Source organism: Pleomorphochaeta naphthae (assembly GCF_055396005.1).
The window spans coordinates 680,454-704,181 of the sequence record NZ_AP042457.1 but is presented as its reverse complement, the minus strand read 5'-3'; the positions used below and the strand labels follow the sequence as shown (position 1 = coordinate 704,181).

Annotated in this window: 25 protein-coding genes and 1 tRNA gene; 8 read left to right on the top strand and 18 right to left on the bottom strand. The window is 30.4% G+C overall.

Going from position 1 to position 23,728, the window contains the following annotated elements; translation table 11 throughout:
* Positions 1 to 11: 11 nt before the first annotated feature.
* Entirely contained in the window at positions 12 to 3,134 is a 3,123-nt protein-coding gene (gene ileS, locus ACZ5SO_RS03270; RefSeq protein ID WP_464626754.1) for an isoleucine--tRNA ligase, read from the bottom strand.
* 124 nt (positions 3,135 to 3,258) lie between these two features.
* Between ileS and ACZ5SO_RS03265 the strand changes: the two genes are divergently transcribed.
* On the top strand, positions 3,259 to 4,632 hold the full coding sequence (locus ACZ5SO_RS03265) for a CCA tRNA nucleotidyltransferase (protein ID WP_464626752.1): 1,374 nt from the start codon (positions 3,259 to 3,261) through the stop codon (positions 4,630 to 4,632).
* Here ACZ5SO_RS03265 and rnc read toward each other — a convergent pair.
* The 3 genes from rnc to rpmF are packed head-to-tail and all read right to left on the bottom strand — an operon-like array spanning position 4,629 to position 5,831.
* Complete coding sequence (gene rnc / locus ACZ5SO_RS03260) at positions 4,629 to 5,372, bottom strand: ribonuclease III (protein WP_464626750.1); 744 nt, start codon at positions 5,370 to 5,372, stop codon at positions 4,629 to 4,631. The genes ACZ5SO_RS03265 and rnc overlap by 4 nt on opposite strands.
* Positions 5,373 to 5,385: 13 nt before the next feature.
* Entirely contained in the window at positions 5,386 to 5,625 is a 240-nt protein-coding gene (gene acpP / locus ACZ5SO_RS03255; protein WP_464626748.1) for an acyl carrier protein, read from the bottom strand.
* A gap of 20 nt (positions 5,626 to 5,645) precedes the next feature.
* Entirely contained in the window at positions 5,646 to 5,831 is a 186-nt protein-coding gene (gene rpmF / locus ACZ5SO_RS03250) for a 50S ribosomal protein L32 (protein ID WP_464626747.1), read from the bottom strand.
* 248 nt (positions 5,832 to 6,079) lie between these two features.
* Between rpmF and ACZ5SO_RS03245 the strand changes: the two genes are divergently transcribed.
* On the top strand, positions 6,080 to 6,718 hold the full coding sequence (locus tag ACZ5SO_RS03245; protein WP_464626746.1) for a hypothetical protein: 639 nt from the start codon (positions 6,080 to 6,082) through the stop codon (positions 6,716 to 6,718).
* Positions 6,678 to 7,034 carry a beta-xylosidase family glycoside hydrolase gene (locus tag ACZ5SO_RS03240; protein ID WP_464626745.1) on the top strand — a complete coding sequence of 119 codons (357 nt, stop codon included), beginning with the start codon at positions 6,678 to 6,680 and terminating at the stop codon, positions 7,032 to 7,034. The genes ACZ5SO_RS03245 and ACZ5SO_RS03240 overlap by 41 nt, the downstream gene beginning before the upstream one ends.
* A gap of 41 nt (positions 7,035 to 7,075) precedes the next feature.
* Here ACZ5SO_RS03240 and ACZ5SO_RS03235 read toward each other — a convergent pair whose 3' ends face one another.
* The 12 genes from ACZ5SO_RS03235 to ACZ5SO_RS03180 form a co-directional block, all read right to left on the bottom strand.
* On the bottom strand, positions 7,076 to 8,041 hold the full coding sequence (locus ACZ5SO_RS03235; protein ID WP_464626744.1) for an SPFH domain-containing protein: 966 nt from the start codon (positions 8,039 to 8,041) through the stop codon (positions 7,076 to 7,078).
* Entirely contained in the window at positions 8,038 to 8,457 is a 420-nt protein-coding gene (locus ACZ5SO_RS03230; RefSeq protein ID WP_464626743.1) for an NfeD family protein, read from the bottom strand. The genes ACZ5SO_RS03235 and ACZ5SO_RS03230 overlap by 4 nt, the downstream gene beginning before the upstream one ends.
* A gap of 172 nt (positions 8,458 to 8,629) precedes the next feature.
* Positions 8,630 to 10,081 (bottom strand): diguanylate cyclase domain-containing protein, encoded by a 1,452-nt coding sequence (locus ACZ5SO_RS03225; protein ID WP_464626742.1) that lies wholly within the window; start codon positions 10,079 to 10,081, stop codon positions 8,630 to 8,632.
* Positions 10,074 to 10,550 (bottom strand): pantetheine-phosphate adenylyltransferase, encoded by a 477-nt coding sequence (gene coaD, locus ACZ5SO_RS03220; protein WP_464626741.1) that lies wholly within the window; start codon positions 10,548 to 10,550, stop codon positions 10,074 to 10,076. Before coaD ends, ACZ5SO_RS03225 begins: the two co-directional genes overlap by 8 nt.
* Positions 10,547 to 11,011 (bottom strand): hypothetical protein, encoded by a 465-nt coding sequence (locus ACZ5SO_RS03215; protein WP_464626740.1) that lies wholly within the window; start codon positions 11,009 to 11,011, stop codon positions 10,547 to 10,549. The genes coaD and ACZ5SO_RS03215 overlap by 4 nt, the downstream gene beginning before the upstream one ends.
* Positions 11,012 to 11,137: 126 nt before the next feature.
* Positions 11,138 to 11,494 carry a 50S ribosomal protein L19 gene (gene rplS / locus ACZ5SO_RS03210; protein WP_464626739.1) on the bottom strand — a complete coding sequence of 119 codons (357 nt, stop codon included), beginning with the start codon at positions 11,492 to 11,494 and terminating at the stop codon, positions 11,138 to 11,140.
* Between the two features lie 2 nt (positions 11,495 to 11,496).
* On the bottom strand, positions 11,497 to 12,228 hold the full coding sequence (gene trmD, locus ACZ5SO_RS03205) for a tRNA (guanosine(37)-N1)-methyltransferase TrmD (RefSeq protein WP_464626738.1): 732 nt from the start codon (positions 12,226 to 12,228) through the stop codon (positions 11,497 to 11,499).
* The gene (gene rimM / locus ACZ5SO_RS03200; RefSeq protein WP_464626737.1) at positions 12,225 to 12,728 is read right to left on the bottom strand and encodes a ribosome maturation factor RimM; all 504 of its coding nucleotides are present in this window, start codon (positions 12,726 to 12,728) and stop codon (positions 12,225 to 12,227) included. Before rimM ends, trmD begins: the two co-directional genes overlap by 4 nt.
* A gap of 2 nt (positions 12,729 to 12,730) precedes the next feature.
* The gene (locus ACZ5SO_RS03195; protein WP_464626735.1) at positions 12,731 to 12,964 is read right to left on the bottom strand and encodes a KH domain-containing protein; all 234 of its coding nucleotides are present in this window, start codon (positions 12,962 to 12,964) and stop codon (positions 12,731 to 12,733) included.
* A gap of 11 nt (positions 12,965 to 12,975) precedes the next feature.
* Positions 12,976 to 13,230, bottom strand: coding sequence for a 30S ribosomal protein S16 (gene rpsP / locus ACZ5SO_RS03190; RefSeq protein ID WP_464627829.1), 255 nt, complete (start codon positions 13,228 to 13,230; stop codon positions 12,976 to 12,978).
* A gap of 235 nt (positions 13,231 to 13,465) precedes the next feature.
* Positions 13,466 to 14,800, bottom strand: coding sequence for a signal recognition particle protein (gene ffh, locus ACZ5SO_RS03185; protein WP_464626733.1), 1,335 nt, complete (start codon positions 14,798 to 14,800; stop codon positions 13,466 to 13,468).
* A gap of 84 nt (positions 14,801 to 14,884) precedes the next feature.
* The gene (locus tag ACZ5SO_RS03180; RefSeq protein WP_464626732.1) at positions 14,885 to 17,698 is read right to left on the bottom strand and encodes a chromosome segregation SMC family protein; all 2,814 of its coding nucleotides are present in this window, start codon (positions 17,696 to 17,698) and stop codon (positions 14,885 to 14,887) included.
* A 409-nt stretch (positions 17,699 to 18,107) separates the two neighbouring features.
* Here ACZ5SO_RS03180 and ACZ5SO_RS03175 point away from each other — a divergent pair, with 409 nt between their 5' ends.
* The gene (locus ACZ5SO_RS03175; RefSeq protein WP_464626730.1) at positions 18,108 to 18,749 is read left to right on the top strand and encodes a ribonuclease HII; all 642 of its coding nucleotides are present in this window, start codon (positions 18,108 to 18,110) and stop codon (positions 18,747 to 18,749) included.
* On the opposite strand, the gene ACZ5SO_RS03170 is transcribed toward ACZ5SO_RS03175, so the two are convergent.
* A complete protein-coding gene (locus ACZ5SO_RS03170) occupies positions 18,746 to 18,991 on the bottom strand; it encodes a DUF3276 family protein (protein ID WP_464626729.1) in 246 nt (81 codons plus the stop codon). The two genes, ACZ5SO_RS03175 and ACZ5SO_RS03170, sit on opposite strands and share 4 nt — an antisense overlap.
* A 390-nt stretch (positions 18,992 to 19,381) precedes the next feature.
* Here ACZ5SO_RS03170 and ACZ5SO_RS03165 point away from each other — a divergent pair.
* Positions 19,382 to 19,452: transfer RNA gene (locus tag ACZ5SO_RS03165), tRNA-Gly, on the top strand.
* Between the two features lie 133 nt (positions 19,453 to 19,585).
* On the opposite strand, the gene ACZ5SO_RS03160 is transcribed toward ACZ5SO_RS03165, so the two are convergent.
* Complete coding sequence (locus tag ACZ5SO_RS03160; protein WP_464626728.1) at positions 19,586 to 20,053, bottom strand: MarR family winged helix-turn-helix transcriptional regulator; 468 nt, start codon at positions 20,051 to 20,053, stop codon at positions 19,586 to 19,588.
* Between the two features lie 552 nt (positions 20,054 to 20,605).
* Between ACZ5SO_RS03160 and ACZ5SO_RS03155 the strand changes: the two genes are divergently transcribed.
* Genes ACZ5SO_RS03155 through ACZ5SO_RS03145 form a run of 3 tightly spaced genes read left to right on the top strand, consistent with a single transcriptional unit; the run spans position 20,606 to position 23,637 of the window.
* Complete coding sequence (locus tag ACZ5SO_RS03155; protein ID WP_464626727.1) at positions 20,606 to 21,565, top strand: ABC transporter substrate-binding protein; 960 nt, start codon at positions 20,606 to 20,608, stop codon at positions 21,563 to 21,565.
* A gap of 7 nt (positions 21,566 to 21,572) precedes the next feature.
* Positions 21,573 to 22,784, top strand: coding sequence for a quaternary amine ABC transporter ATP-binding protein (locus ACZ5SO_RS03150; protein ID WP_464626725.1), 1,212 nt, complete (start codon positions 21,573 to 21,575; stop codon positions 22,782 to 22,784).
* Between the two features lies 1 nt (position 22,785).
* Positions 22,786 to 23,637 carry an ABC transporter permease gene (locus ACZ5SO_RS03145; protein ID WP_464626723.1) on the top strand — a complete coding sequence of 284 codons (852 nt, stop codon included), beginning with the start codon at positions 22,786 to 22,788 and terminating at the stop codon, positions 23,635 to 23,637.
* The last annotated feature ends 91 nt before the right edge of the window (positions 23,638 to 23,728 follow it).

Below are 23,728 nucleotides of genomic sequence, written 5' to 3'. Positions count from 1 at the left end.
CCTCAATCTTTTTATATTTTAGATATTTCTATCTTAATAGTATTATTACCAACTTCTAATGATTCTGTTGACAATGTTACTTTATTTAACTCATCACAAAGTGTTTCGCTAAGGATATAGTCTTTATATTCTTCAAATACCTTATCAATATCCTCACTACCATCATAATTAATAACAATATGATCACTAACATCTAAATTGATATTTTTTCTTTGTGTTTGAATAGCTCTAACGATATCTCTTGCGATACCTTCATTTATTAACTCTTGAGTTAACTCAGTATCGAAGCCTAAAGTTAATTCATCTTCATTCACTACTTTCAAATGAGCTTTTTCTGTTCTTTGAACAATAATATCAGTTTCACTTAAAACAACAATACCACCAGAATACTCTAATTCTTTAGTGTTGCCATCTAAAATCTCAGCAATTTCACTAGAAGATAAATTCATTATTAATGAAGCAACTTCTTTCATTTTAGGTCCTAACTTTTTACCTAATACTTTAAAGTTTGCTTTAGCACTATAATCAACTAATGAAGATTCATCACCCTGAATTGCTACAGACTTAACATTTAGCTCTTCTGAAATGATATCTGTCATTTCACTTAAAATAGCTCTATCTTCCTCACTTCGATCAACTAGATAAACCTTAGATAAAGGTTGTCTAGTTTTTAAGTTATGAGCGCTTCTTAAGCTTCTTCCCATGATAATAGCCTTCATAGTCAAGCTCATTTGTTTCTCTAATTCTAAATTTCTTTGACTTTCATCATAAACTGGATAATCACAAAGATGAACAGAAATTGGCATATCTTCATCTCTTAAATTTATATAAATAGACTCAGTTAAGAAAGGAACTAATGGAGCTGCAATTTTAACAACAGTTAAAAGTACATTATAAAGAGTGTCATAAGCCATTTTCTTATCACTGTCATTTTCGCTACGCCAGAATCTTCTTCTGCTTCGTCTTATATACCAGTTATTTAGATTATCAATGAAACTTACAATTGTACTACATGCTTTTTGAATATCGTAGGCATCTAATGCAGCAGTAACATCTTTAATCAAACCTTGAGTGGTAGAGATAATCCATTTATCTAATGGGTTTTCTAATTTATCAAAAGGTGTTGATGATGGTTCATAGTTATCTATATTTGCATATGTTACAAAGAAAGAATAAGCATTATAAAGAGGTAATAAGAAAGTTTTAATAACTTCTTTTACTCCATCTTCGCTAAACTTCAAATCATCTGCTTTTACAACAGAGCTATTCATTAATGCAAAACGAAGAGCATCAGCACCATATTTTTCAATAACTTCCATTGGATCGGTATAATTCTTATCTCTCTTACTCATTTTCTTACCTTCTTTAGTAAGAACAATTCCGTTTGTAACACAGTTTTTGAAAGCTGGTGTTCCAAAGAGAGCTGAAGCAATAATTGTTAGAGTGTAGAACCAACCTCTAGTCTGATCTAATCCCTCACAAATAAAATCTGCTGGGAAGTTTTGATCAACATATTCTTTATTCTCAAAAGGATAGTGATGTTGAGCATATGGCATTGAGCCTGACTCAAACCAACAATCTAATACGTCAGGAATACGTCTCATAGTACCTTTTCCATCAGGACTTGGCCAGGTTAAGTCATCAACATATTGTTTGTGTAAGTCTTCTACTTTTACACCACTTTTTTCTTCTAATTCAGCTACAGAACCAATTACTTCGATATAATCAGAGTTATCACATTTCCAAATTGGTATTGGATTTCCCCAGAATCTATTTCTTGAAATAGCCCAATCTCTAGCACCTTCTAGCCATTTACCGAAACGACCATGTTTTAAGTGAGCTGGGACCCAAGTAATTTGTTCATTACTTTCAAGCATTATGTTCTTAATTTTTTGAACATCAACAAACCAACAACTCATTGCTCGATAAATTAATGGAGCATCTGTTCTATAGCAGAAAGGATATGAGTGTAAGTAATTTTCCCTCTTTACTAAATAACCTCTATCTTTTAACCATTTGATGACATCTTTGTCCGTATCTTTTACAAAACGTCCCTCAAAATCTGGAACTTCACTTGTAAATTTACATTCGTCATCGATAGGACAAACAACAGGAATACCTGTACCTTTTAGTACTTGATAGTCATCTTCACCAAAGCCACTAGCTGTATGAACTATACCACAACCATCTTCAGTTGTAACATAATCACCTAAAACAGTAACAAAGGCACCTTGTTCTTTTAGAGAAGCAAAATAAGGGAATAGTGGAGTATATCTTAGACCAGCTAAATCTGTTCCTTTATACTCTTCAACAATTTCATAATCTTCTTCATTTTTGTAATAATGTGAGAGTCTATCTTTTCCTAAAATATAATACTCTTTACCGTCTTTAACTTTTACATAATCAATATCTGGACCTAATGCTAAAGCTAGGTTTGAAGGAAGTGTCCATGGAGTTGTTGTCCAAGCTAAGAAATATGTATCACTAGTTCCATCAAGCAAGAATCTAACGGTAATAGCTTGGTCTGTTACATCTCTATAACCACCTTGATTTACTTCAAAGTTAGATAAGGGACAAGCTAATTTTGGGCTATAAGGTAAAATATTATAACCTTCATATATTAATCCTTTTTCATATAAAGATTTAAATACCCACCAAATCGATTCCATATAATCTTTATCCATGGTTCTATAACCATTATCAAAATCAACCCAGCGGCCCATTCTAGTAATAGTTTTTTTCCATTGGCTAGTAAAGCGTAATACAATAGAACGACAGTCATCATTAAAGTTAGCTACCCCATATTCTTTTATTGCTGTAGGACCACTAATACCTAAATTTTTCTCCATTTCATATTCAACTGGCAAACCATGGCAGTCCCAACCAAAAGTTCTTAAAACTCTTTGGCCTTTCATAGAATGGTATCTTGGTATTACATCTTTAATAGTCCCTGGAACTAAATGTCCAAAGTGAGGTAACCCGGTTGCAAAAGGAGGGCCATCATAGAAAACATACTGATTATCTTCAGGCCTTTGTTCGATGGATTTGTTAAATACATCTTCCTTTTCCCAAAATGACAGAATTTGTTCTTCGACTTTTGGAAAGTCTATTTTTGTATCTATTGGATTAAACATTTCAACTCCTAGAAATGAAAACTTATTTTATGCTATTCTAAGACAAAATTAAAATAATGACAACCAATAATAAAACATATTTGAGTGTCTTGACTCACTATAAAAGGAAGGTTAGTTTTAAGTAATGAAACATTTACCTATCAACGACACAATAAAGCAATTTGCTTCTGTTTTTAAAAAAAATGGATTCTCTTTATATATAGTAGGCGGAGCTGTTCGAGATTATTTATTAAATATAAAAAATGAGGATTATGACTTTGCAACTGATGCTACACCTGAAAATGTTATAGCTATATTTAGATCAACTATTCCTACAGGAATAAAGCATGGAACTGTTACTGTATTATTTAAAGGTTATAGCTTTGAAGTTACAACTTTTAGAAGTGAAGCAGACTATTTAGATGGAAGAAGACCAGACAAAGTTGAATTTATTAGAAGCTTAGACGAAGATTTAAAAAGAAGAGATTTTACTATCAACGCTTTAGCAGCTGATGCATCTACAGGCCTTATTATTGATAATCATAACGGAATACGCGATTTAAAGAAAAGAACAATTAAAGCAATTGGATTAGCTCAAGAGAGATTTGATGAAGATGGACTTCGTATAATGAGAGCTTGTCGATTCGCTTCAAAACTAGATTTTGAAGTTGAAGAAAATACTCTAATTGCAATGAAAGAGAAATGCAACAAAATTAAAAATGTAAGCTATGAAAGAATCAAAGATGAATTATTTAAACTTTTAAAAGGAAAAGCTCCATTGAAGGGACTACAACTGTTAGATGATTGTTCCGTTTTAGATATCATCCTTCCTGAAATTTCGGCCTTAAAAGGCATAGAACAAGGTGGCTTTCATAAAAATGATGTGTTTAAACATACCCTTTTATCAGTACAAGCCGCAGCAAAGTATGATTACCCTCTCAACGTTCGCTTAGCTGCCCTATTTCATGATATTGGAAAAGTTTCTACTCAAAAGTTAGATGTAAATAGAAAATCATTATATACTGACACTTCTTTTTCTTTTTATAACCATGAAAATATAAGTTACGACTTAACTAATAAAATCTTAACAAGACTAAAGGCTTCTAATCAAACAATTAATAATGTTTGTAATTTAGTTAAAAATCACATGTTCAATTACACAAGCGATTGGACAGATGGGGCTGTTAAAAGATTTATTAACCGAGTCGGATATGAAAATGTAATTGACTTATTTAAATTAAGAATGTGTGACCAAGAGGCAACATTTAGTAAGGCAAATTGGCAAAGCGTACAAGAATTAGAAGATAGAATTGAAAAAATAATAAAAAATAAGGAAGCGCTAAGCATAAAAGATCTCTCAATTAACGGAAGAGATTTAATTAATCTTGGAATAGAAAGAGGTCCACAATTTTCAAAAATTCTAAATTATCTATTAAATACAGTTTTAGATGACCCACATATGAATGAAAGAGAAAAACTATTAACTCTTGCAATGAATTATTACAAGAGTATAAATTAATTTTTCTTTTCTATTAATTGCTCAAAGGCTATTTTAGCAGCAGCCTGTTGGGCAGTTTTTTTATTTTTACCAGCTGCAGGACCAAAAATTTTTCCATTTAAATTAACACTTACAAAGAAAGTTCTACTGTGATCTGGACCTTCTGTTCTCTCTAGTGTATATATAGGCACTTTTTTCCAAGATTTTTGACAATATTCTTGAATTGCTGTTTTATAATCTCTAACAATTTTATGATCTAAGTATGCATAAATTTGTGGGACCATTAATCTCTCAATTAAGTTTTTAGCACATTCAAAGCCTTGGTCTATATATACACAACCAAAAATTGCTTCCATACAGTCTGAAAGTATTGCCTTTTTCTTTCTTCCGCCTGAGTGACCTTCACCTTTTCCAACAAGTACAACATCTCCAACACCAAGTTTTTTAGCCACTTGGAATAAAGAATCTTCACTAACAACAGCGCTTTTAATTCTAGAAAAATCGCCTTCATGTTTAGCTGGCAAGTTCACAAATAGCCAATTACTAACAGATAAGCCTAATATTGAATCTCCAAGAAATTCTAATCTTTCGTTATTATCTGTTACAACAGGGCATTCGTGAGCAAATGAACGATGAGTGAACGCAAGATTGAGAAGATTCAAATCTTCTATCTTCACTCCCAATTTATCCATAAAATTAAAAAGCTCCCTTCTTCTCTTTGAAGAGATTGAGGGAGCCACTCCGACTTTAGCTTCTGTCATCGAAAAACAGTCCTTAGTCTAGCTGAGAATCTAGATACTCAACAGCATCTTTAACAGTTTCGAATTCATTTGCTTTTTCATCAGGAATGGTAATCCCCATTTCTTCTTCAATAGCATATATTAATTCGTAAGTGTCTAGACTGTCAGCTCCTAGATCTTTTCTAAAAGAAGCATCTAAAGTTACTTTAGATGGTTCTACTTCCATTTTTTCTGCAATTAATTGCTTAACTTGATCAAAAGTCTTGTTATCCATGATTATAGCTCCTATGTCTCTTACTTATCGCTTGTATCTACGATCATTTCACCGCGATAGAAACCACATTTAGGGCAAACGCGATGAGGAAGTATCTTAGCACTACATGTAGGACATACAGTCAATGTAGGTGCTTTAAGCTTCATATTCGCAGCCTTTCTAGATGCAGCTTTAGATTTTGAAGTTTTATATTTAGGTGTTGCCATTTTATACCTCTTAAGTTAGATGATTTTTTGTTGACGCTTTGAGAAGAATAACGAAATAGTGTAAAAACGTCAACAACTTTTACCCTTATATATGAAATAATATATTAAGAAATAATTTATTGCAATTTAAATTAAATATTAATTTAACTAATTTATATAATTTTATAAGGGTTATGAAATTACCTACCTAAAAAAAACTATTATTTTTTTGAGTTGCTTTTTCCCCTTTCTAGCATAAGAATATATATATGTTCAAAAATAAGAAAAAACCGAAACTTTTTATATCCACCATCATCTCATTTTCTCTTCTTGTATTATTACCAACTATAATTATTTTTATAATTTTATCTACTGAAATTCGAAACGAAATGATAATCCAAAACACACAAATACAAACAAATACTTTAAACCAAACAGCTCTAAATATAGAAAATGAAATTAAAACTAATTCTATCATGGCCTCTGCTATTGTACATAATAAAAAAATCATAAACGAAGCTCTCATTTTTAATAGTGCAAATACTTTAAGTGATAATTACAATAGCCACACAAATTTAGATAAATTATTTCAAAGTTATTTAATTGCAAATAACTTTGCTGGTGAGATTTATTTATTATTCAACGATTCTAAAAAATTTTACTTAGCAAGGAATGCAACCTGTATTGATGGAACTTATAATCAGCTTCAACAAATTCTATTAGAATCGGATCCCTTAGTTGATAAAACTCAAATAGTAGATACCCTCTTTCCAAATATCGGGTTTGCATATCCTCACACAATGGCTATTGTTACGTATCCCCCAGCTAACTGGGGTTATACAAAATCATATACTGCAGAAATATTAATTGCACCCTTATCTTCAGTCAAACAATTTTATAACAATTGAAAATAATGAAGAAATTTTTGAAATCATAAAATTAGAAAATGGCCAAAGAAAAGAAATATTTAAAAATGTTCTAAATTTCAAATCAAAAATAGAATTAAAATGTAGAATAGAATATAAAAAACTTAATTTTTATTTCAAAGATAGTCATATTCAAGATTGGACAAAAATTGAAATAGATTTTGATACTACAAAATATTCAGATGAATATAGTCAATATGGAGAGTTTACTAGTACTTTCTGTGGAATTTTTGTTATTGATTGTAACAAAAGAGAAAAAAAAGCAATTTTCGACTATTTTCAATACAACGACTTTTAAAAAATGAGGGATGCGATTGCATCCCTTATTTTTTCCTATCTCTATTTTATGATAGTAGAAATATCTTTATTAGCAAACAACTCTTTTATTCCACCTAACGAGCTTAGAACCCCACTAGCCTCATATGGTAAATAAACTATCTTTGCATCCTTACCTGTAGTCATTTCCTTAAATGTATCAAGATATCTCATTGCTATTAAATATTGCATATAATTATCTTGTGAACCTAAAGCAGCTTTAACAGCCTCAATAGCCTTTGCTTCACCTTCAGCCCTGAGAATTGCAGCTTCCTTGTCTCCAGTAGCCCTATTAATTAAAGCTTCCTTAACACCTTCTGCTTGTAAAATCGCAGCCTGCTTTTGACCTTCTGCATATAAAATTGAAGCACGTTTTTCTCTCTCAGCACTCATCTGTTTTTCCATCTGTTTTTTAATATCTTCAGGTGGAATTATATCTTGCAATTCTACTCTATTTACTTTGATACCCCATTTATCTGTAGCTTCATCCAAAATTAATTGTAATTTATTATTAATTGTATCCCTGCTTGTTAAAGTTTCATCTAATTCTAATTCACCAATAACATTTCTTAGTGTAGTTTGTGTTAATTTTTCAATTGCAATAGGGTAATTTACTATTTCATAAATTGAACGTTTAGGATCTACAACTTGAAAATATATTACCGCATCAATCTCAACAGTAACATTATCTTTAGTAATTACATTTTGCTTAGGATAATCTAAAACTTGTTCCCTTAAATCAATATATTTTGTATTAGAAATAACCATTTTAGGAACTTGATTAGAAGCTTTAGTAGATTGTGCTTTTAATTCTGGCACTGATCTTATTTTATCTAAGAATGGAACAATTATATTAATCCCACTTGATAATGTTTTATGATATTTACCAAGTCTCTCAACAATCATAGCTTTGGATTCTGGCACAATTCTAATTCCTAAGAAAAAGCTAAAAACAATTATGATTACAATAATTACAATAATATAACTCATTTCATTTCCTTTGTAACAACTAATTTGTTACCATCTAGTTTCAAAACTTTTACTTTAGTTCCTTTTTCAATTATACCATTCTCACATCGAGCCTGCCATATTGACCCATTAATTAGAACACTCCCTTTATTATCAGATATATCCTCATTAGCATAATGTACTTGCCCAACTAATAGTTCACTATTAAATTTGTCTTTTTTATTTTTATATAATATAGGTTTTATGAAATAAAAGAATATAAAGAAAAAAACTAAGAATACTAACACTTGAATAAGCATTGATTCAACAACGAAGGAAATCAACCAAGCAAAAACGCCTCCAAAAGCTATAGATAAAAAGAAAAAGCTTGGAGTCATTAACTCAATTACAAAACTCACAATACTTATAACAATCCAAAAATTAGATGCATCTTTCATTTTTTTAATCCTTTACCCAAATTTTACATCGCTAGATGATATACTGTCAAGTTTTTAATATTTTGATAAAATTTGGCATTTATCAACTCAAAAATTAAAGTTAAATTATAGGCAAATAGATTAGCTACCTAATTAAAATATTGTTATCTAAATAGAATGTCAAAAAATTATATTATCTAAGCTTTGAATTCGCTAATACATTTGCTACACGCATTTTAACAATATCAACATCAAAAGGCTTAACAATCATATCTTTAGCACCTTTACTTAAGGCCTCAGCTTCATAACTTTTATCTGCAGATATAACAATAACAGGAATTTTAGCTAAAATTGGATCTCTTCTATAAATTTCAAGGAATTGAGAGCCATCCATAACAGGCATTTTCATATCTAATAATATGATAGATGTATTTGGATGATGAGCTAAAACCTTCAAAGCTTCTTTACCATTTTCAGCTTGTAAAATATTAAAACTATTTTCAAAATAGCTTTTCAATAATCTTCTGGCAATAAAAGTATCATCTACAATTAACATTGTTGGGATATTTGACTCAATTTCTTCAGAGACGTAGAAAGCATAGCCATTTTTCCCTGCTAGTTTAACATCATAAAGAGCTAAATCTGCACGTGCAAAAACTGAATCAAAATTATCTTTAGGATGAACTTGTGCTATTCCAATAGATAAAGAAACTTGTTCTTCAATTGTATTTTCAATTAAAGAATAAAACTCTTTTTGTAATTTTGTAGCAAACTCTTCTGTTTCTTTTTTAGTAGAATCTACTAAAAAAACAACAAACTCATCTCCTCCAATTCTACCTACTATTGCATTTTTAGGAGTTAGTTCAAACAACTTATTAGACAAATCTTTTAAAACCAAATCTCCAATTAAGTGCCCCTGATTATCATTTACATTTTTAAAATTATCAACATCAATAACAAATAGAAAGCCAGTATCAGAATCTGCTAAATGAGAATCAATTAAATATTGAGTTGATCGCCTATTCAATAATTTTGTTAATGAATCTTGCGTTGATAACTTTTCAAGTTTAGAAAGATTTTCTAATTCAACTTCACGAGTTCCACTAATAATATTGGAACCAAGTAAAACAAAAGAATAAGATGTTATAGCAATTAATACTTCCGAAAAATCTAAACCTAATGGTGTATTTACAATGTAAGATACTAATAAATAAATTATTGTAGATATCGTTGTAATTAAGAAAGTTGTAAAAAAAGATAATTGCAATACTAGTCCCAAAAGAATTTGAATCATTCCAAAAAGATATCCAGGAAATTTATCATAAAAAAATATGTTTAATGAGATTACATATGAAATGAACATTATCCAAAAAATAATACTATATTTGGTGGTCCGTCTAATATCATTTGAAATTTTGTAATCTTTAAGGAATTTAAAAGCCAAAAAAATAGCAAAACAACTTAAAGCGAATAAAATAACAGATAAAGAATTGGAACTTGTAATACTAAAAACCGCAAATAATGCACTTGTAAAGATTGAAAGCAGAGATAAAGATTCTAAGACTGTAACATTCCAAGCATCAATTTTTTGTGAAAATTGGGATCGTAATTGTTTTTCTTTATCTAAGAATTCAAATCTAAACATCAAATCTTTCCTTTATCTTCGTAGCAACTATAGGGGGTACCATTGTTTCAATCTCAGCCCCATAAAAAGCTAACTCTTTTATTGCTGAAGATCTTAATAAGAAATAATTTGGACTTGTGGGCATAAACAATACTTCTAAATCATTATATAATTGTTTATTTGTCATAGCTAATTCGAATTCATATCCAAAATCAACTAAAGCTCTTACCCCTCTAATCATAATTTTAATCTTATTTTTTCTAGCAAAATCAACTACTAATCCATTATGAATTACAACTTCAATATTATCATGATCCTTAAGGATTTCTTGAAGCATCTGCTGTCTTTCTTGAGCATTAAACAAAGGATTTTTTTGAATATTTGCAGCTACAACTACATACAATTTTTCATATAGTTTAGCTGATCTTTCAATAATATCTATATGGCCTAAAGTGGGTGGATCAAAGGACCCTGGTAACATTGCTATCATTCTTTAATTTCCTCAACAAACTTCTTCATCGAATCAAACTGCTGTGGAGTTTCAACTTGGATTGTTTCAACAAATTTTAGGGTCCCGCTTTCATCTTTTTCGATTATTGCAAATGATCCTCTACCAATGTAACTTACAGTCTGTGTTTCTTTAACGTTATAATCTTTTTTTATTTTATCTAACACACAATCAAAATGATAATACCCTTCATCACCTTTGATAGCACTAGTAATATTATTTATAATTTTATCACAATAGATACATTTAACCAATGGTTCTTTTACCTTTCTAATGCTAACTGGGGGCAAAGAACTTTTAGGAGTGACTTTTTTCTTTGAAGGCAATAAATCTTTTCCATCTTTAGAAATTTTTTGTTTTCTAGATGAATGAGTTCTATTTTTCCTCTTTTTCACAGCTTTTTTATTTTGTCTATCAATATTTGATTGGTTACTAACGTCCATACATATCTCCTAATAATGAAAATACCCAAAAATTTGATTAATAGCAATAAAAAAAAATCAAAAATAAAAAAAAGGACAACATTTATAATGTTATCCTTAATTGTTATATCAGAAAGTTTAATAAAACTATTTATTTTTACGTACAATAAGTTCTTTAACTTTAGCTGATTTACCAACTCTATCTCTGATATAGTATAGTTTAGCTCTTCTAACACGACCGCGACGTACTACTGTAATTTTTTCAATACGTGGTGAATGTAATGGGAAGATCCTTTCGACACCTACACCGTAGGAGATTTTACGAACAACAAATGAACGACGGATGCCGCTGTTATTCTTTGCAATAACCAAGCCTTCAAATACTTGGATACGTTCTGTAGTGCCTTCGATGATCTTAAAAAATACCTTAATAGTATCACCAACGTTGAAATTTTCAGCGTTTTCTTTCATCTGCTCTGCTTCAATAGCTTTAATTAAATCCATTTTTAGGTCCTCTTTGCTCTGTTTCTGAGTTCTTGTAAAGTCTTTCTAGATTGTAAATCTAACGATTTTTGTTCTAGAAGCTCGGGCCGAAAAGAAAGTGTCTTCTCAAGCCGCTTTTCCAAACGCCATTGTTTAATATTCTTATGATTCCCACTAAGTAATACTTGAGGAACTTCTAAGCCTTTAAAAACACTTGGCCTTGTGTATTGGGGATACTCTAATAATCCGTCACTGAAACTCTCTTCTTCAAGTGATTCACTACTTATTACACCATCAACTAAACGATATAATGAATCAATAATCACTAAAGAAGCAATCTCGCCACTCGAGATTACATAATCTCCAATACTAATCTCGTCATCCACATACAGGTCTATTACCCGTTGGTCAATACCTTCATAATGTCCACAAATGAAAACTAAGTTTTCTTCCTCACTTAACTCTTTTGAAAGAGCTTGCGTAAGTTTCTTACCGGACGGAGAAGGATATATAACCCGCTTTTCTTTTGCTTTGATACTCTCAAGCGCCTTGCACAGCGGCTCAGGTTTTAACACCATTCCTGCACCACCTCCGTAAGGAGAATCATCACAAGTATGATGTCTATCAATAGCAAAGTTACGAAAATCAATCATATTATATGTTATGATACCGTTTTCAACAGCTCTTTTCATGATTGAATTCGAAAAGAAACCTTGAACCATTTCGGGAAACAGTGTAACTACGTCTATATTCATGCCAACAACCATTGCGCCAACAATTCAATAGTCTTGTCTTCGATAGAGACCTTACCAACGTATTGGTCTAATAAAGGAACCAAGAAACGCTTATTAGAACCATCTTCAACTTCTAATAATAACGCTTGAGGTCCATCAAAAAATCCAACTACCTTAGCCATCGGCTTATCTTCATGCATTAGGGTGCAACCTAGCAAATCAGAGACATAGTATTCACCTTTCTTAAGAGGAGCAGCTTCACTTTTTGGAACTAGAAGTGTAGCGCCAGCTAGTTTCTTTGCCGTTTCTGGATCATCTACTCCAGAAAACTTTATGTACGCTTGACTGCCACTCTTTCGAAATCCTTCGATAGCATATGTTATCTCGCGGCCATCCTTCAAGAGGATAATTCCTTGCTTTAATTTCTTTAAGTAAGAGCAATCATCGTTGAATGGGCGGACCTTCACCTCACCCTTTAGACCATATGATGTCTGGATGATAGCCGTTGCGAGTTTATCCATATTTAATCCAAAATCTCCAAAACAACACGCTTGCCGCCTTTTGTCGCTGTAGCACTTAAGATGGTTCTAATTGCTTTTGCGATGCGGCCTTGCTTGCCGATCACTTTGCCAATATCCTCTGTTGCAACTTTGAGTTCCAGTATAGTAGATTTTTCACCTTCTACAACATTCACAGCTACATCATCAGGGAAATCAACAAGTGACTTTACAATGTATTCAACAAGATCTTTTTCCACAACTAATCCTCTTATTCTTGACTAGTTCTAGAAACTTGTACACCCTGCTTGTTTAAAAGAGCGCGTACAGTTGCACTAGGTTGTGCACCTTTTTGTAACCAATCTTTTACTGCTTCAACATTAAGAACAACTTGATCTTCTTTGTCTTCAACAGGATGATATTGGCCAACTTCTGCTAGAGTTCTACTCTTGTTTGCAGCTCTTGAATCCATTACTACGATCCTATAATAAGGTCTTTTCTTGGAACCAAAACGCTTGAGTCTCATGCTTGTGCTCACGGTAATTCCTCCTACTCGAATTTCTATTAGCTTCTATATGAGTTATATCTAAACCATATTTTGATTTAAATAAATTTTCACACTTAAAAGGATAATAATTGCTTTTTATTTTTGTAAAAAGACATAATTATCCTTCAACCATTCACAAATTAAGGATAATACATTTTTATTAACATAAAATCAAGGTACAATGCTAATTAAAAAACATTTTCAACTTATTATCCTAATATCCCATTTGTTTTTGTAACATTTTTTGATATTTTTTATTTTTTGTTAACTTTCTCATTGTATTCTTCATTTTTTCAAACTTCTTAATACAACGATTAACTTCAGCTACACTTACACCACTACCTTTAGCAATTCTTTTTCTGCGAGTTGGACCAATTAATCTATAATTAGCTCTCTCTTGTGGTGTCATTGACAATATGATAGCTTTCTCTCTTTTTAATTCATCCATTGGAATATCATCAGCAGAGACTTGTCCTGCTGCACCTGGTATCATTTGAATTAACTTATCCATTGATCCCATTTTATCCATTTGATTTAATTGATCTAAATAATCCTGAAGAGAGAATGTATTCTTTTTCATTTTCTCTTGAAGTTTTAAAGCTTCTTCTTGATCAATAGTTTCTTGAGCTTTTTCAACAAGAGAAACTACATCTCCCATTCCAAGTATACGAGAAGCGATTCTATCTGGGTAAAAAGGATCTAAATCCTCCATCTTTTCACCACTACCGATGAATTTAATTGGTTTACCTACAACACTTCTCAAAGATAGAGCTGCACCACCTCGTGTATCTGAATCAAACTTTGATAAAACAACACCTGAAATCCCAACTTTTTGTTCAAATTCTTTAGCTATAGTTACAGCATTTTGTCCCGTCATTGCATCTGCGACAAATAAAGTTTCATCAGGATTAATAGCTTTTGAAACTTTTTGAATTTCATTCATTAATACTTCATCTAGATGCATTCTTCCTGAAGTATCAACAATCAACACATCATATTGATTTTTCTTTGCAAAAGCTAACCCTTCTTTTGCTACTTTAACAGGATCTTTACAACTTTCAATTGTAAAAACAGGAACATCTACTTGTTCACCTAAAACTTGCAATTGTGTTATAGCAGCTGGTCTAACAAGGTCAGCAGCAACAAGCATAGGTCGTCTGCCTTTCTTCTTTAAACTTAAAGCTAATTTAGCACTTGTAGTTGTTTTACCACTACCTTGAAGTCCCATCATAAGTATAGTAGTAGTCGTATCAGGACCTTTAAGTTGTAATTCTTGCTTATCTTCAGCACTTAATAAATTTACCATCCTGTCATAGACAATTTTAGTAAACATCTGACCAGGGTCTATAGCTTTTAATACTTTTTCACCTAAAGCCTCTTCCCTAGTTCCATTAATAAAACGTCTAACAACTCTTAAATTTACATCGGCATCTAATAATGCAATTTTAATTTGTTCTACTGCATCTTCAATATTTTTTTCTGTAATTTTTCCTTTTCCGGAAACATCTCTAATAATTGAAGAAAATTTCTCACTTATTGATTCAAACATATCTTACTCATATTTTTTTGGATTTCTGTGCTACTTATACCTTAATAAAAGTCAAAATGTCAAGGTATTAGAAGCTACACTAAGCTATACATCTACCTCTTCATCATTAGTATTAAGTATAACAGGAGCACCTTTTTCTACCCCAATCTTATAGCTTACTGTAGTAGATACTCCAGGCTCAATTTGAGTAACACCTAAAAGAGTTCTACTACCTGTTACGGTATGTTTATTATGGGTAATAATAATAAACTGGCTATCTCTTGAGAATTCTTCCAATACTGAAAGGAAAAATCCTATATTTCTATCATCTAAAGCTGCATCAATTTCATCTAAAATACAGAAGGGACTTGGCTTAACTTGATAAGTTGCAAACAAGAGTCCAACAGCTGTCATAGACCGCTCTCCCCCACTTAATAAGGAAAGATTTGTTAATTTTTTTCCTGGGGGTTGAGCTAAAATTTCTATACCACTTTCAAGAATATTTTCAGGATCAGACAATTTGAGCTCAGCTCGCCCTCCTCCAAAAAGTCTTCTAAACATCAACTGAAAATTTTCAGAAATTTGCTTATATGTCGTTAAAAAACGCTCTTCACTCTCATTTGTAATTCTAGTTACAACATTTTCTAAATCAGCTTTTGCCTTCATTAAATCTGCAATTTGTGATGATAAAAATTCATATTGTTGTTTTGCTTCTTCAAATTCATCACCTGCCATTTGGTTAATATAGCCTAGGCGAGAAATTTCTTTTTTTACATCTTCAAGTCTATTTCTAAGTATTTTAGGATTATCTAATTCCTCTTTCATCTTATCTTCAAACTCTGCCAGATTTCTACTATAGGTTTCAAAAAAGTTGTTATAAATTTGTTCTATCATTTCACCAATAGATTGAATCTGTAATTCAGACTGATCTTTTTCTCTTCTTAACTTATTTATAGTTTCAAAAGCGGAATTTTTTTGATTCTGTTTCATTGAAATTTCATTAGATTTTTGTTCAATTACTTCTATTAACTCTTCTAATTGTTCGGATAAAGAAATTCCCCTTTGAGCTATATCATTCATTTCTTTTTCAGTTACTCTAATTGTTTCTTGATGACTTGATGCTTTTTGGGCTGCACCTTTAGCTTCTATTAACCTATCATTATATTCTAGTTTTAACTCATCATTAGATCTTTTTATTGTATCAATAGCAACTTTATGCTCTCCTATAGAACCATTTATTTGCTCGAGCATAATTTTTAAATCGCTAATACTATCTTTATAATCAGAACATTGATTACTCAATTTTTCATTGTCATTTCTTAAATAAGAAATTTGAGTCCTATATATATTTATATTTTCTCGATTTGATAAGATTTTTTTATCTAATTTGTGTTTTTTTGAGACAATACCATCCTCATTAATAAAATCATCAATAAAGGTTGGAATTGCTAAATCGTATTGATTTAAAAGTGCTTTTAGAGACTCTAAATTGCTTATATTTGTTTGTTTATCTTTTTTTATTTTTTTAATTAGAGATTCACTATCTAAAGTATTTAATTGATTTATAAACTTGTTTTGGTTTTCTAAAGAAGTAATAATATAATTCAATTTATCATCTATTTTTCCTCTAATATCTTTTCTTGCAGAAGAATTATATCCGCTATCTTTAAGTTTAGAATCTAATTGAACTACAATTGCATCAGTAATCTCATTTAATTCTAATGAAAGAGAATTATATATTTCCTCACCTTGAGAAATTTTCTTTTCAAGTTCATCTATTTCTTTAGTTTGTTTAGCTATTAAAGACCTAGCACTTTCTAAAGACTTTTCTAGTTTTTTAATATCTATATCAATATCTTGAGCTTCTAATTTTAGTTTTTCAATTCTTGTTTGTTTATCTTTAATTAACTCTTCATTTAAAATTAATTTTTCTTCAAGAGCTTTTGCTTTATCATAAGAGGATTGCTTATTCAATAAAGCCTCTTTATAATATCTATTCAACAATTCAATAAAATCAGTTTTACCTTTATGCTCCTCTTCTAAGCGTTTTAACTCCGTTTGAATTTCTACTCTTTTTGATGTTTTATTTCTCAAATCTTCTTGCATCTCACTAATAACGGTATCAAGACCATTTAATGAAACACTTTTATTTCGAATTTCTTCTTCTAAGGATGAAAGTCGATTTTGTTTATCATCCTTTAACATAAGATAAGATTTTACTGTTGAGAGTTGAACCTCAACTTCTAAATTGAATTTTTCTTTATTTAATTCATTATATTTAAAGCACTTTGTAGCTTGAGTTTTTTTAGAGTCATAAGTTCTTTTAACTTCTCTTAAAATAGTATCAACTTGAGCTATGTTCTCATCAGTTCTCTCTATCTTTCTCTGAGCTTCTTTACTCTGTTGTTTGAATCTAGAAATTCCAGCAGCTTCCTCAAAAATATAACGTCTATCTTCCGGTCTTGTTGATAAAATTTGGTCTATTTTACCTTGCTCTAAGATAGAATAAGCACTTTTACCAACTCCTGTATCAAAAAATAATTCTTTAATATTTTTTAACAAAACTCTGTTTTTATTTAGATAATATTCACTCTCACCAGATCGATATACTCTTCTCTTTATTTCTATTTCATTAACATCAAGATTTAAGTGTCTGCCTTCGTTGTTTATAAGCAAAACAACTTCAGCCATTTGTAGTTGGCTTCTTTTATCTGTTCCATTAAAGATAACATCTTCCATTTTTCCAGCTCTAAGTGTTTTTGTAGATTGTTCACCTAGAACCCATTTTATTGCATCAACTATATTACTTTTTCCACATCCGTTAGGACCTAGTAAACTAGTAATTCCATCAGAAAAATCTAATTTAGTTTTATCAGCAAAAGATTTAAATCCGTATAATTCGAGACTCTTTAAAAACAAAATTGCACCAACTTTTTTAAAATATAATTATTAATAAATAATAACATAATTTAACTTTTTTTCAATATTATTAGAATATTTTATGATAATAATATAATATTTTGATTTTATAAAATTAAAAATAGTTATATAATTATTATAGTAAAATGATATCAATTTTATGAGTTTAAATTAAATAATAATATATTTTAAATATAATTTTAAACAAATTATAACAATTATGTAAACTTTTAAATTCTTTTTTCTTTTTTTATTATATAAATATGATATAATAATTATATATAAACTACTATTTAATTTATGAAAATGATATGATTAATTATAAAAATTATATAGGAACTAGTTAAGTTTAACTAAAGTTCAAATTATGATATTATATTTAAAATAATTATTTAGGATATTTAAAGCTATGGAAACTTTTCTTTTTGACAATATGGAATCTAATCAAAACTCAATAGAGAACAAAATAACAATAGGACTAGATGAAGCTGGAAGAGGCCCTTTAGCAGGACCTGTTTGTGCTGGTGCTTGTATTTTGAATAAGGATTTCCCAATTGAACTTTTAGATGATTCTAAAAAACTAAATAAAAAACGCTTAAATGAAGCTTATCAAGCTATAATCAAATATTCTACTTGCTACAGTATTGCTTGGTGCACCCCTAAAGAAATAGATGAATTAAACATTTTATGGGCTAGTATGAGAGCCATGGAAAAAGCCTTTAATCTCGTAGCCCAAAAATATGGCAAACCAATTGATTTGGCCTTAGTTGATGGAAACAAAACTCCAGACCTCAATATTGAAACTAGAGCTATTGTTAAAGGAGATTCTATCTATCCTGAAATTATGGCTGCTTCTATCCTTGCAAAGGTTTCTAGAGATAATTTTATGACTTACTGTGATAAAAAATGGCCAGAATATGGGTTTAAAAAACATATGGGATATCCAACTAAATATCATCGTTTAATGATTGAAAAGTATGGACTATCCCCTATTCACAGAAAATCGTTCACTTTTAAAAAAATTGAAGATGAACAATTAGAATTGTTTTAATTTTTCTTGGTTGAATATTTTTTTATAAAATCTAAAGATTTTTGGAATTCTCTTACAAATTCACCCATATCTTCTTGATATACTAAAATTGACTGTCTAATATATCTATTAGATTCTTCATCACCTTTACTTTCTACTATATTTAAGTATAAATCGCCATAAACATTTTCTTTAACATTAAAAAAATAAGTTCTATCATTTTTTTTGATACTAGTTGTAAAAACTTCTCCGCGCTGTCCCATATTATTCCTCGCTTAATATTATTTTTTTCAAAATAATTTCTTTTTTTATATTTAACTTATATAAACACCATATTATACTTCTATGTCAATCCTATACTATACAAATCAACTAAATAGGGCTAATACTTATCAATTTAAATTAAACTTGATAATTTTTCCTTATTTTATGCTGAAATTCAGTTACTCTAAACTATCTTCTTAAAATAATTCTTTTTGTTTATGTAAATGTCTCATAAAGAATTACCATATATTAATAGAATGATAACATCTCAAATAAAAAAACTTTTAGATTTTTTTTATCAAAACCACTTGACCTATTAAGCAAGTTTTTATAATATCTCAATCGTTGATTAGATAAAAACATCAATCAACAAACTAAAAAACAAATATGCGCCATTCGTATAATGGTATTACTCCAGCCTTCCAAGCTGATAACGTGGGTTCGATTCCCATATGGCGCTCACCCAAAAAAGATACTGCATTTTGTAGTATCTTTTTTTTGATTATTTACTTGTAAATGAAAAAACAAAGGCTACCTAAAACTATAAAAGATATTTTAGATAGCTGCTCAATTTAAAAGATTTTCATTTATAATTATTTTATTCTTAAATCACTATCATCTGAAACATGTTCTACATTTAATAAAGCTCCTAACCTATCAAGGGAAGCTAAAATCATAAGTTGTTCCCAATGTTCGAGTTTATTAAAGTTTGCATAAAAATCCTCATGGATTAAATCTACATCATGTTCCAAAATTTTTTGTGATTTTTCTGTTAATACTATATTTACTTTTCTCTTATCAACTACACTTCTTTGTCGTTTGGCATATCCTTGTAATTCTAAACGGTCAAGAATACTTGTAACAGTCGCCTGAGATAGACTAATATCTTTTGCTATTGCCGATATTTGCATATTAGAATTATGCTTTATAGCCTTTAAAACCATAAGCTGAGGACCTGTTAGCCCAAATTGTTTTTTTAATTTTTTAGAATGTAAATCTATAGCTCTATCTATTTTTCTTAATGCAACAAACACATCTTCTGCAATACTATAATGATCCATTATTACCACCTAACTATTTAAATAAAAATACTAAATATTTTATATCTATTTTACTAAATCCATCTAATTTTATTCATTTCTTATCAATATATTCCATTCATGGCTTTGTTTTTATTTTTTTATACTAAGCTTAGCCACAAACTTCTTTTTTTTGTAAAATAATTATAGACTCGATTGATAAAATATTAAACCATATTTTTCAATAAAATCCAGCTACTGCTTTAAACCTTTCTTAAAAATTTATTTATCTTATTTCACTTTTTATTCTATTAAAAACTACCTTAAATTATAAATAATGTTTCTTAGTTTATACTGTTTTAAATAGCATTAGTAATATAAACCATATATCAATAATAACAATTGAACAAAAATACTTAGTATTATAAACATTATATTTATATCCTTATTTTGACATAAAACCCTTTTTAAGCTCTATAATGCTCTTTTAATACTTACACATCTAAGTAATTTTAGCAATAGTGTTGACACTTTCCCTAAAAATTCTTTAGTATTATAAACATTAGAACACAAAATTATTATCAGAGGAATAAAATGAAAAAATTTAAAAACTTAAAAAAAGCAATTATCTTAACTCTTATTGGGTTATCTGTTTCAACAGCACTATTTGCTTCAGGACAAGAAGAAACAGAGGTTGAAACGATTGTATTTGGTGATCTTTCATGGGACAGTGTACAAGTTCACAATAAAATTGCAGGTTTCATAATTGAAAATGGATTTGATGGCTATGTAGCTGATTACGTTCCAGGAGACACAATGCCTATTATGAATGGTATTATCCAAGGCGATGTAGATGTAGATATGGAATCATGGCATCAAAATGTAATGGAAATATATAACAAAGGTATCGAATCTGGCAATCTAATTGATTTAGGTCAAAATATGCCTGATGCTCCACAAGGCTGGTGGGTACCTAGATATTTAGTTGAAGGTGAAGATGCTCTTGCACCTGATTTAAAAAGTGTAGCAGATTTACCTAAATATGCTCATTTATTTAAAGATCCAGAAGATCCTTCAAAAGGTATAGTTTACGGGGGTGTTGCCGGATGGGGCCAAATGGAAATCTCTGATGATATATTTAATGAATACAATCTCGAAGAGACATTTAACCTTGCAATCACTGGCTCAGGCTCAGCATTAGCTGGTTCTATGGTAGGTTCTTATAAAAAGATGGAACCTTGGGTTGGCTATTATTGGGCACCTACTGCTATCTTAGGAAAACTTGATATGGTACTACTTGAAGGCAGTGAATTCGACCCTGCTGATGTTAACATTTTAATCAATAAATCATTATTAGAGAGAGCTCCTGAAGTTGTAGAATTATTAAAAAATTATTCAACAAGCGTTGCTGATAACAATGAATTCTTAGCAAAAATGGATGATGAAGGTTGGTCAACAGAAGAGACTGCACATTGGTTCTTAAAAAATAAAGAAAACGTTTGGACAAAATGGGTTTCAGATGAAGTAGCACAAAAAGTTAAAGCAGCATTATAGGAGTAATATGGAATCGACTACAAACACACCACAAGTATCAATTAAAAATGTATGGAAACTCTATGGTAAAGATTCAAAAAAAGTTTTTACAAAAAAATTAATGAGTGAATCAAAATCAGTCATCCAAGAAAAAACTGGATGTATTGTGGGAATGAAAAATATTAATCTAGAAATAAAAAAAGGTGAATTCTATATATTAATGGGACTTTCTGGAAGTGGAAAATCTACTTTAATTAGATCTCTAATACGTTTGGTAAACACAACTAAGGGTAATATTATTATTAATGGCAAAGACATTACTAAAATGAACAATGATCAACTCTTACATTTTAGAAGAGACACTTTTGGAATGGTTTTCCAACATTATGGACTTCTTCCGCATTTAACTGTACTAGATAATGCGGCATATGGATTAAAAATTAAAGGTATTCCTAAAGGTGAAAGATATGCTAAGGCAATGCAAACTTTAGAAACTGTCGGATTAAAAGGCTGGGAAGATTATTACCCTGGATCCTTAAGCGGCGGTATGCAACAAAGAGTTGGTCTTGCTCGAGCTTTAGCAAATGATCCAGAAATTCTATTAATGGATGAACCTTTTAGTGGTTTAGATCCTTTAATTAGAAGACAAATGCAAGATGAATTAGTTGAACTGCAAGAAAAACTTAAAAAAACTATAATATTTGTAACTCATGACTTGCACGAAGCACTTAAACTTGGCGATCAAATTGCTATCCTTAGAGACGGTGAGGTGGTTCAAGTTGGAACACCTGAAGAAATTGTTACAAATCCTGCAGATGAATATGTACAAGAATTTGTTCAAGATGCATCCCCTGCAAAAGTTTTAACTGCTTGTAGCATCATGGAAGAACCATCTGTACTCGCTTATGCTTGGGAAGGCCCTAAAACTGCTTTAACCCTAATCAGAGCTAATAAAAGAAGAGCCGCTTTTATAGTTAATAAATCGAGAGAACTTCTAGGCGTTATCAGAGAGAAAGAATTAATAAATCTTTTAGAAAATGAAAATAAGTCAAAAACTATACCTATTTCTTCAATAAAGAAAGTTACAACAGTTAATGAAGATACTTTAGTTGAAGAGTTATTTCCTATAGTTACAGAAAATCCCTGGCCAATTCCAGTAGTAGATGAAAAGAATAGATTAAAAGGTATTGTAACAACTGATCATATCTTTGAGTCCCTTTCCCCCCTAGGAGGTGAATAGTATGTTTGAATTTCCAGAAATGATTAATTTACCAGTGGCAAAAGTTGTAGATTCGATAATGGATTGGCTACTTATACACCTAGATGGCTTTTTTGATTTCATTGGAGCTATTATATTACACGTAGTACTAGCTCTAGAAAATTTATTCTTATTTGTTCCATGGTTTGTGATTATCTTGTTAATTGGTTTAGCAGGATGGAAACTTTTAGGAAAAATAAGCACTGGCATTATTTTTATGACTATGATGTTTATTATCGGAGCTTTTAACTATTGGGACTTAGCAATGAGAACTCTTAGTTTGGTTATATCTTCTGTAGTATTTTCTCTTCTCATTGGGCTACCTACAGGTATAAAAATGGCTAGAAGCGATAGAGCACAGAGAATATTAAAACCCTTATTGGATGCAATGCAAACTATGCCAAGTTTTGTCTATCTAATTCCGGCTCTAATGTTCTTTGGCATGGGAAAAGTCCCAGCAATGGTTGCTACAATAATATATGCTGTTCCTCCAGTTATTCGCTTAACAAATGTAGGAATTAGAACAGTAGATATTGAAGCTTTAGAAGCTGCTAAAGCTTTTGGGGCTACCCCAAAACAAATTCTCTTCGATGTTCAACTCCCTCTAGCTAAACCTTCTATTATGGTAGGAATAAACCAAACAACAATGATGGCCCTTGCTATGGTTGTTATTGGATCGATGATTGGGGCAAAAGGACTTGGAATGGAAGTTCTCTTAGCAATTAGTAGGATTGAGGTTGGCAGAGGCTTTGAAGCAGGTATTTCAATAGTATTCTTAGCAATTATTATCGATAGAATAACACACTCTTTCTCAAAAACTACAACTAAACAATAATTAAAATATTAAAAATTTGTACTCTAAGATATTTTGTCTTAGAGTATATTTTTTATCTTTAACTCATTTTTTTTAACTTAAAGTAATTATA

Bases quoted from the DNA above. Each gene is read 5' to 3' on its own strand.
- ileS (WP_464626754.1), bottom strand. From the start codon at position 3,134: ATGTTTAATCCAATAGATACAAAAATAGACTTTCCAAAAGTCGAAGAA.
- ACZ5SO_RS03265 (WP_464626752.1), top strand. From the start codon at position 3,259: ATGAAACATTTACCTATCAACGACACAATAAAGCAATTTGCTTCTGTT.
- rnc (WP_464626750.1), bottom strand. From the start codon at position 5,372: ATGACAGAAGCTAAAGTCGGAGTGGCTCCCTCAATCTCTTCAAAGAGA.
- acpP (WP_464626748.1), bottom strand. From the start codon at position 5,625: ATGGATAACAAGACTTTTGATCAAGTTAAGCAATTAATTGCAGAAAAA.
- rpmF (WP_464626747.1), bottom strand. From the start codon at position 5,831: ATGGCAACACCTAAATATAAAACTTCAAAATCTAAAGCTGCATCTAGA.
- ACZ5SO_RS03245 (WP_464626746.1), top strand. From the start codon at position 6,080: ATGTTCAAAAATAAGAAAAAACCGAAACTTTTTATATCCACCATCATC.
- ACZ5SO_RS03235 (WP_464626744.1), bottom strand. From the start codon at position 8,041: ATGAGTTATATTATTGTAATTATTGTAATCATAATTGTTTTTAGCTTT.
- ACZ5SO_RS03230 (WP_464626743.1), bottom strand. From the start codon at position 8,457: ATGAAAGATGCATCTAATTTTTGGATTGTTATAAGTATTGTGAGTTTT.
- ACZ5SO_RS03225 (WP_464626742.1), bottom strand. From the start codon at position 10,081: ATGTTTAGATTTGAATTCTTAGATAAAGAAAAACAATTACGATCCCAA.
- coaD (WP_464626741.1), bottom strand. From the start codon at position 10,550: ATGATAGCAATGTTACCAGGGTCCTTTGATCCACCCACTTTAGGCCAT.
- ACZ5SO_RS03215 (WP_464626740.1), bottom strand. From the start codon at position 11,011: ATGGACGTTAGTAACCAATCAAATATTGATAGACAAAATAAAAAAGCT.
- rplS (WP_464626739.1), bottom strand. From the start codon at position 11,494: ATGGATTTAATTAAAGCTATTGAAGCAGAGCAGATGAAAGAAAACGCT.
- trmD (WP_464626738.1), bottom strand. From the start codon at position 12,228: ATGAATATAGACGTAGTTACACTGTTTCCCGAAATGGTTCAAGGTTTC.
- rimM (WP_464626737.1), bottom strand. From the start codon at position 12,728: ATGGATAAACTCGCAACGGCTATCATCCAGACATCATATGGTCTAAAG.
- rpsP (WP_464627829.1), bottom strand. From the start codon at position 13,230: ATGAGACTCAAGCGTTTTGGTTCCAAGAAAAGACCTTATTATAGGATC.
- ffh (WP_464626733.1), bottom strand. From the start codon at position 14,800: ATGTTTGAATCAATAAGTGAGAAATTTTCTTCAATTATTAGAGATGTT.
- ACZ5SO_RS03175 (WP_464626730.1), top strand. From the start codon at position 18,108: ATGGAAACTTTTCTTTTTGACAATATGGAATCTAATCAAAACTCAATA.
- ACZ5SO_RS03170 (WP_464626729.1), bottom strand. From the start codon at position 18,991: ATGGGACAGCGCGGAGAAGTTTTTACAACTAGTATCAAAAAAAATGAT.
- ACZ5SO_RS03160 (WP_464626728.1), bottom strand. From the start codon at position 20,053: ATGGATCATTATAGTATTGCAGAAGATGTGTTTGTTGCATTAAGAAAA.
- ACZ5SO_RS03155 (WP_464626727.1), top strand. From the start codon at position 20,606: ATGAAAAAATTTAAAAACTTAAAAAAAGCAATTATCTTAACTCTTATT.
- ACZ5SO_RS03150 (WP_464626725.1), top strand. From the start codon at position 21,573: ATGGAATCGACTACAAACACACCACAAGTATCAATTAAAAATGTATGG.
- ACZ5SO_RS03145 (WP_464626723.1), top strand. From the start codon at position 22,786: ATGTTTGAATTTCCAGAAATGATTAATTTACCAGTGGCAAAAGTTGTA.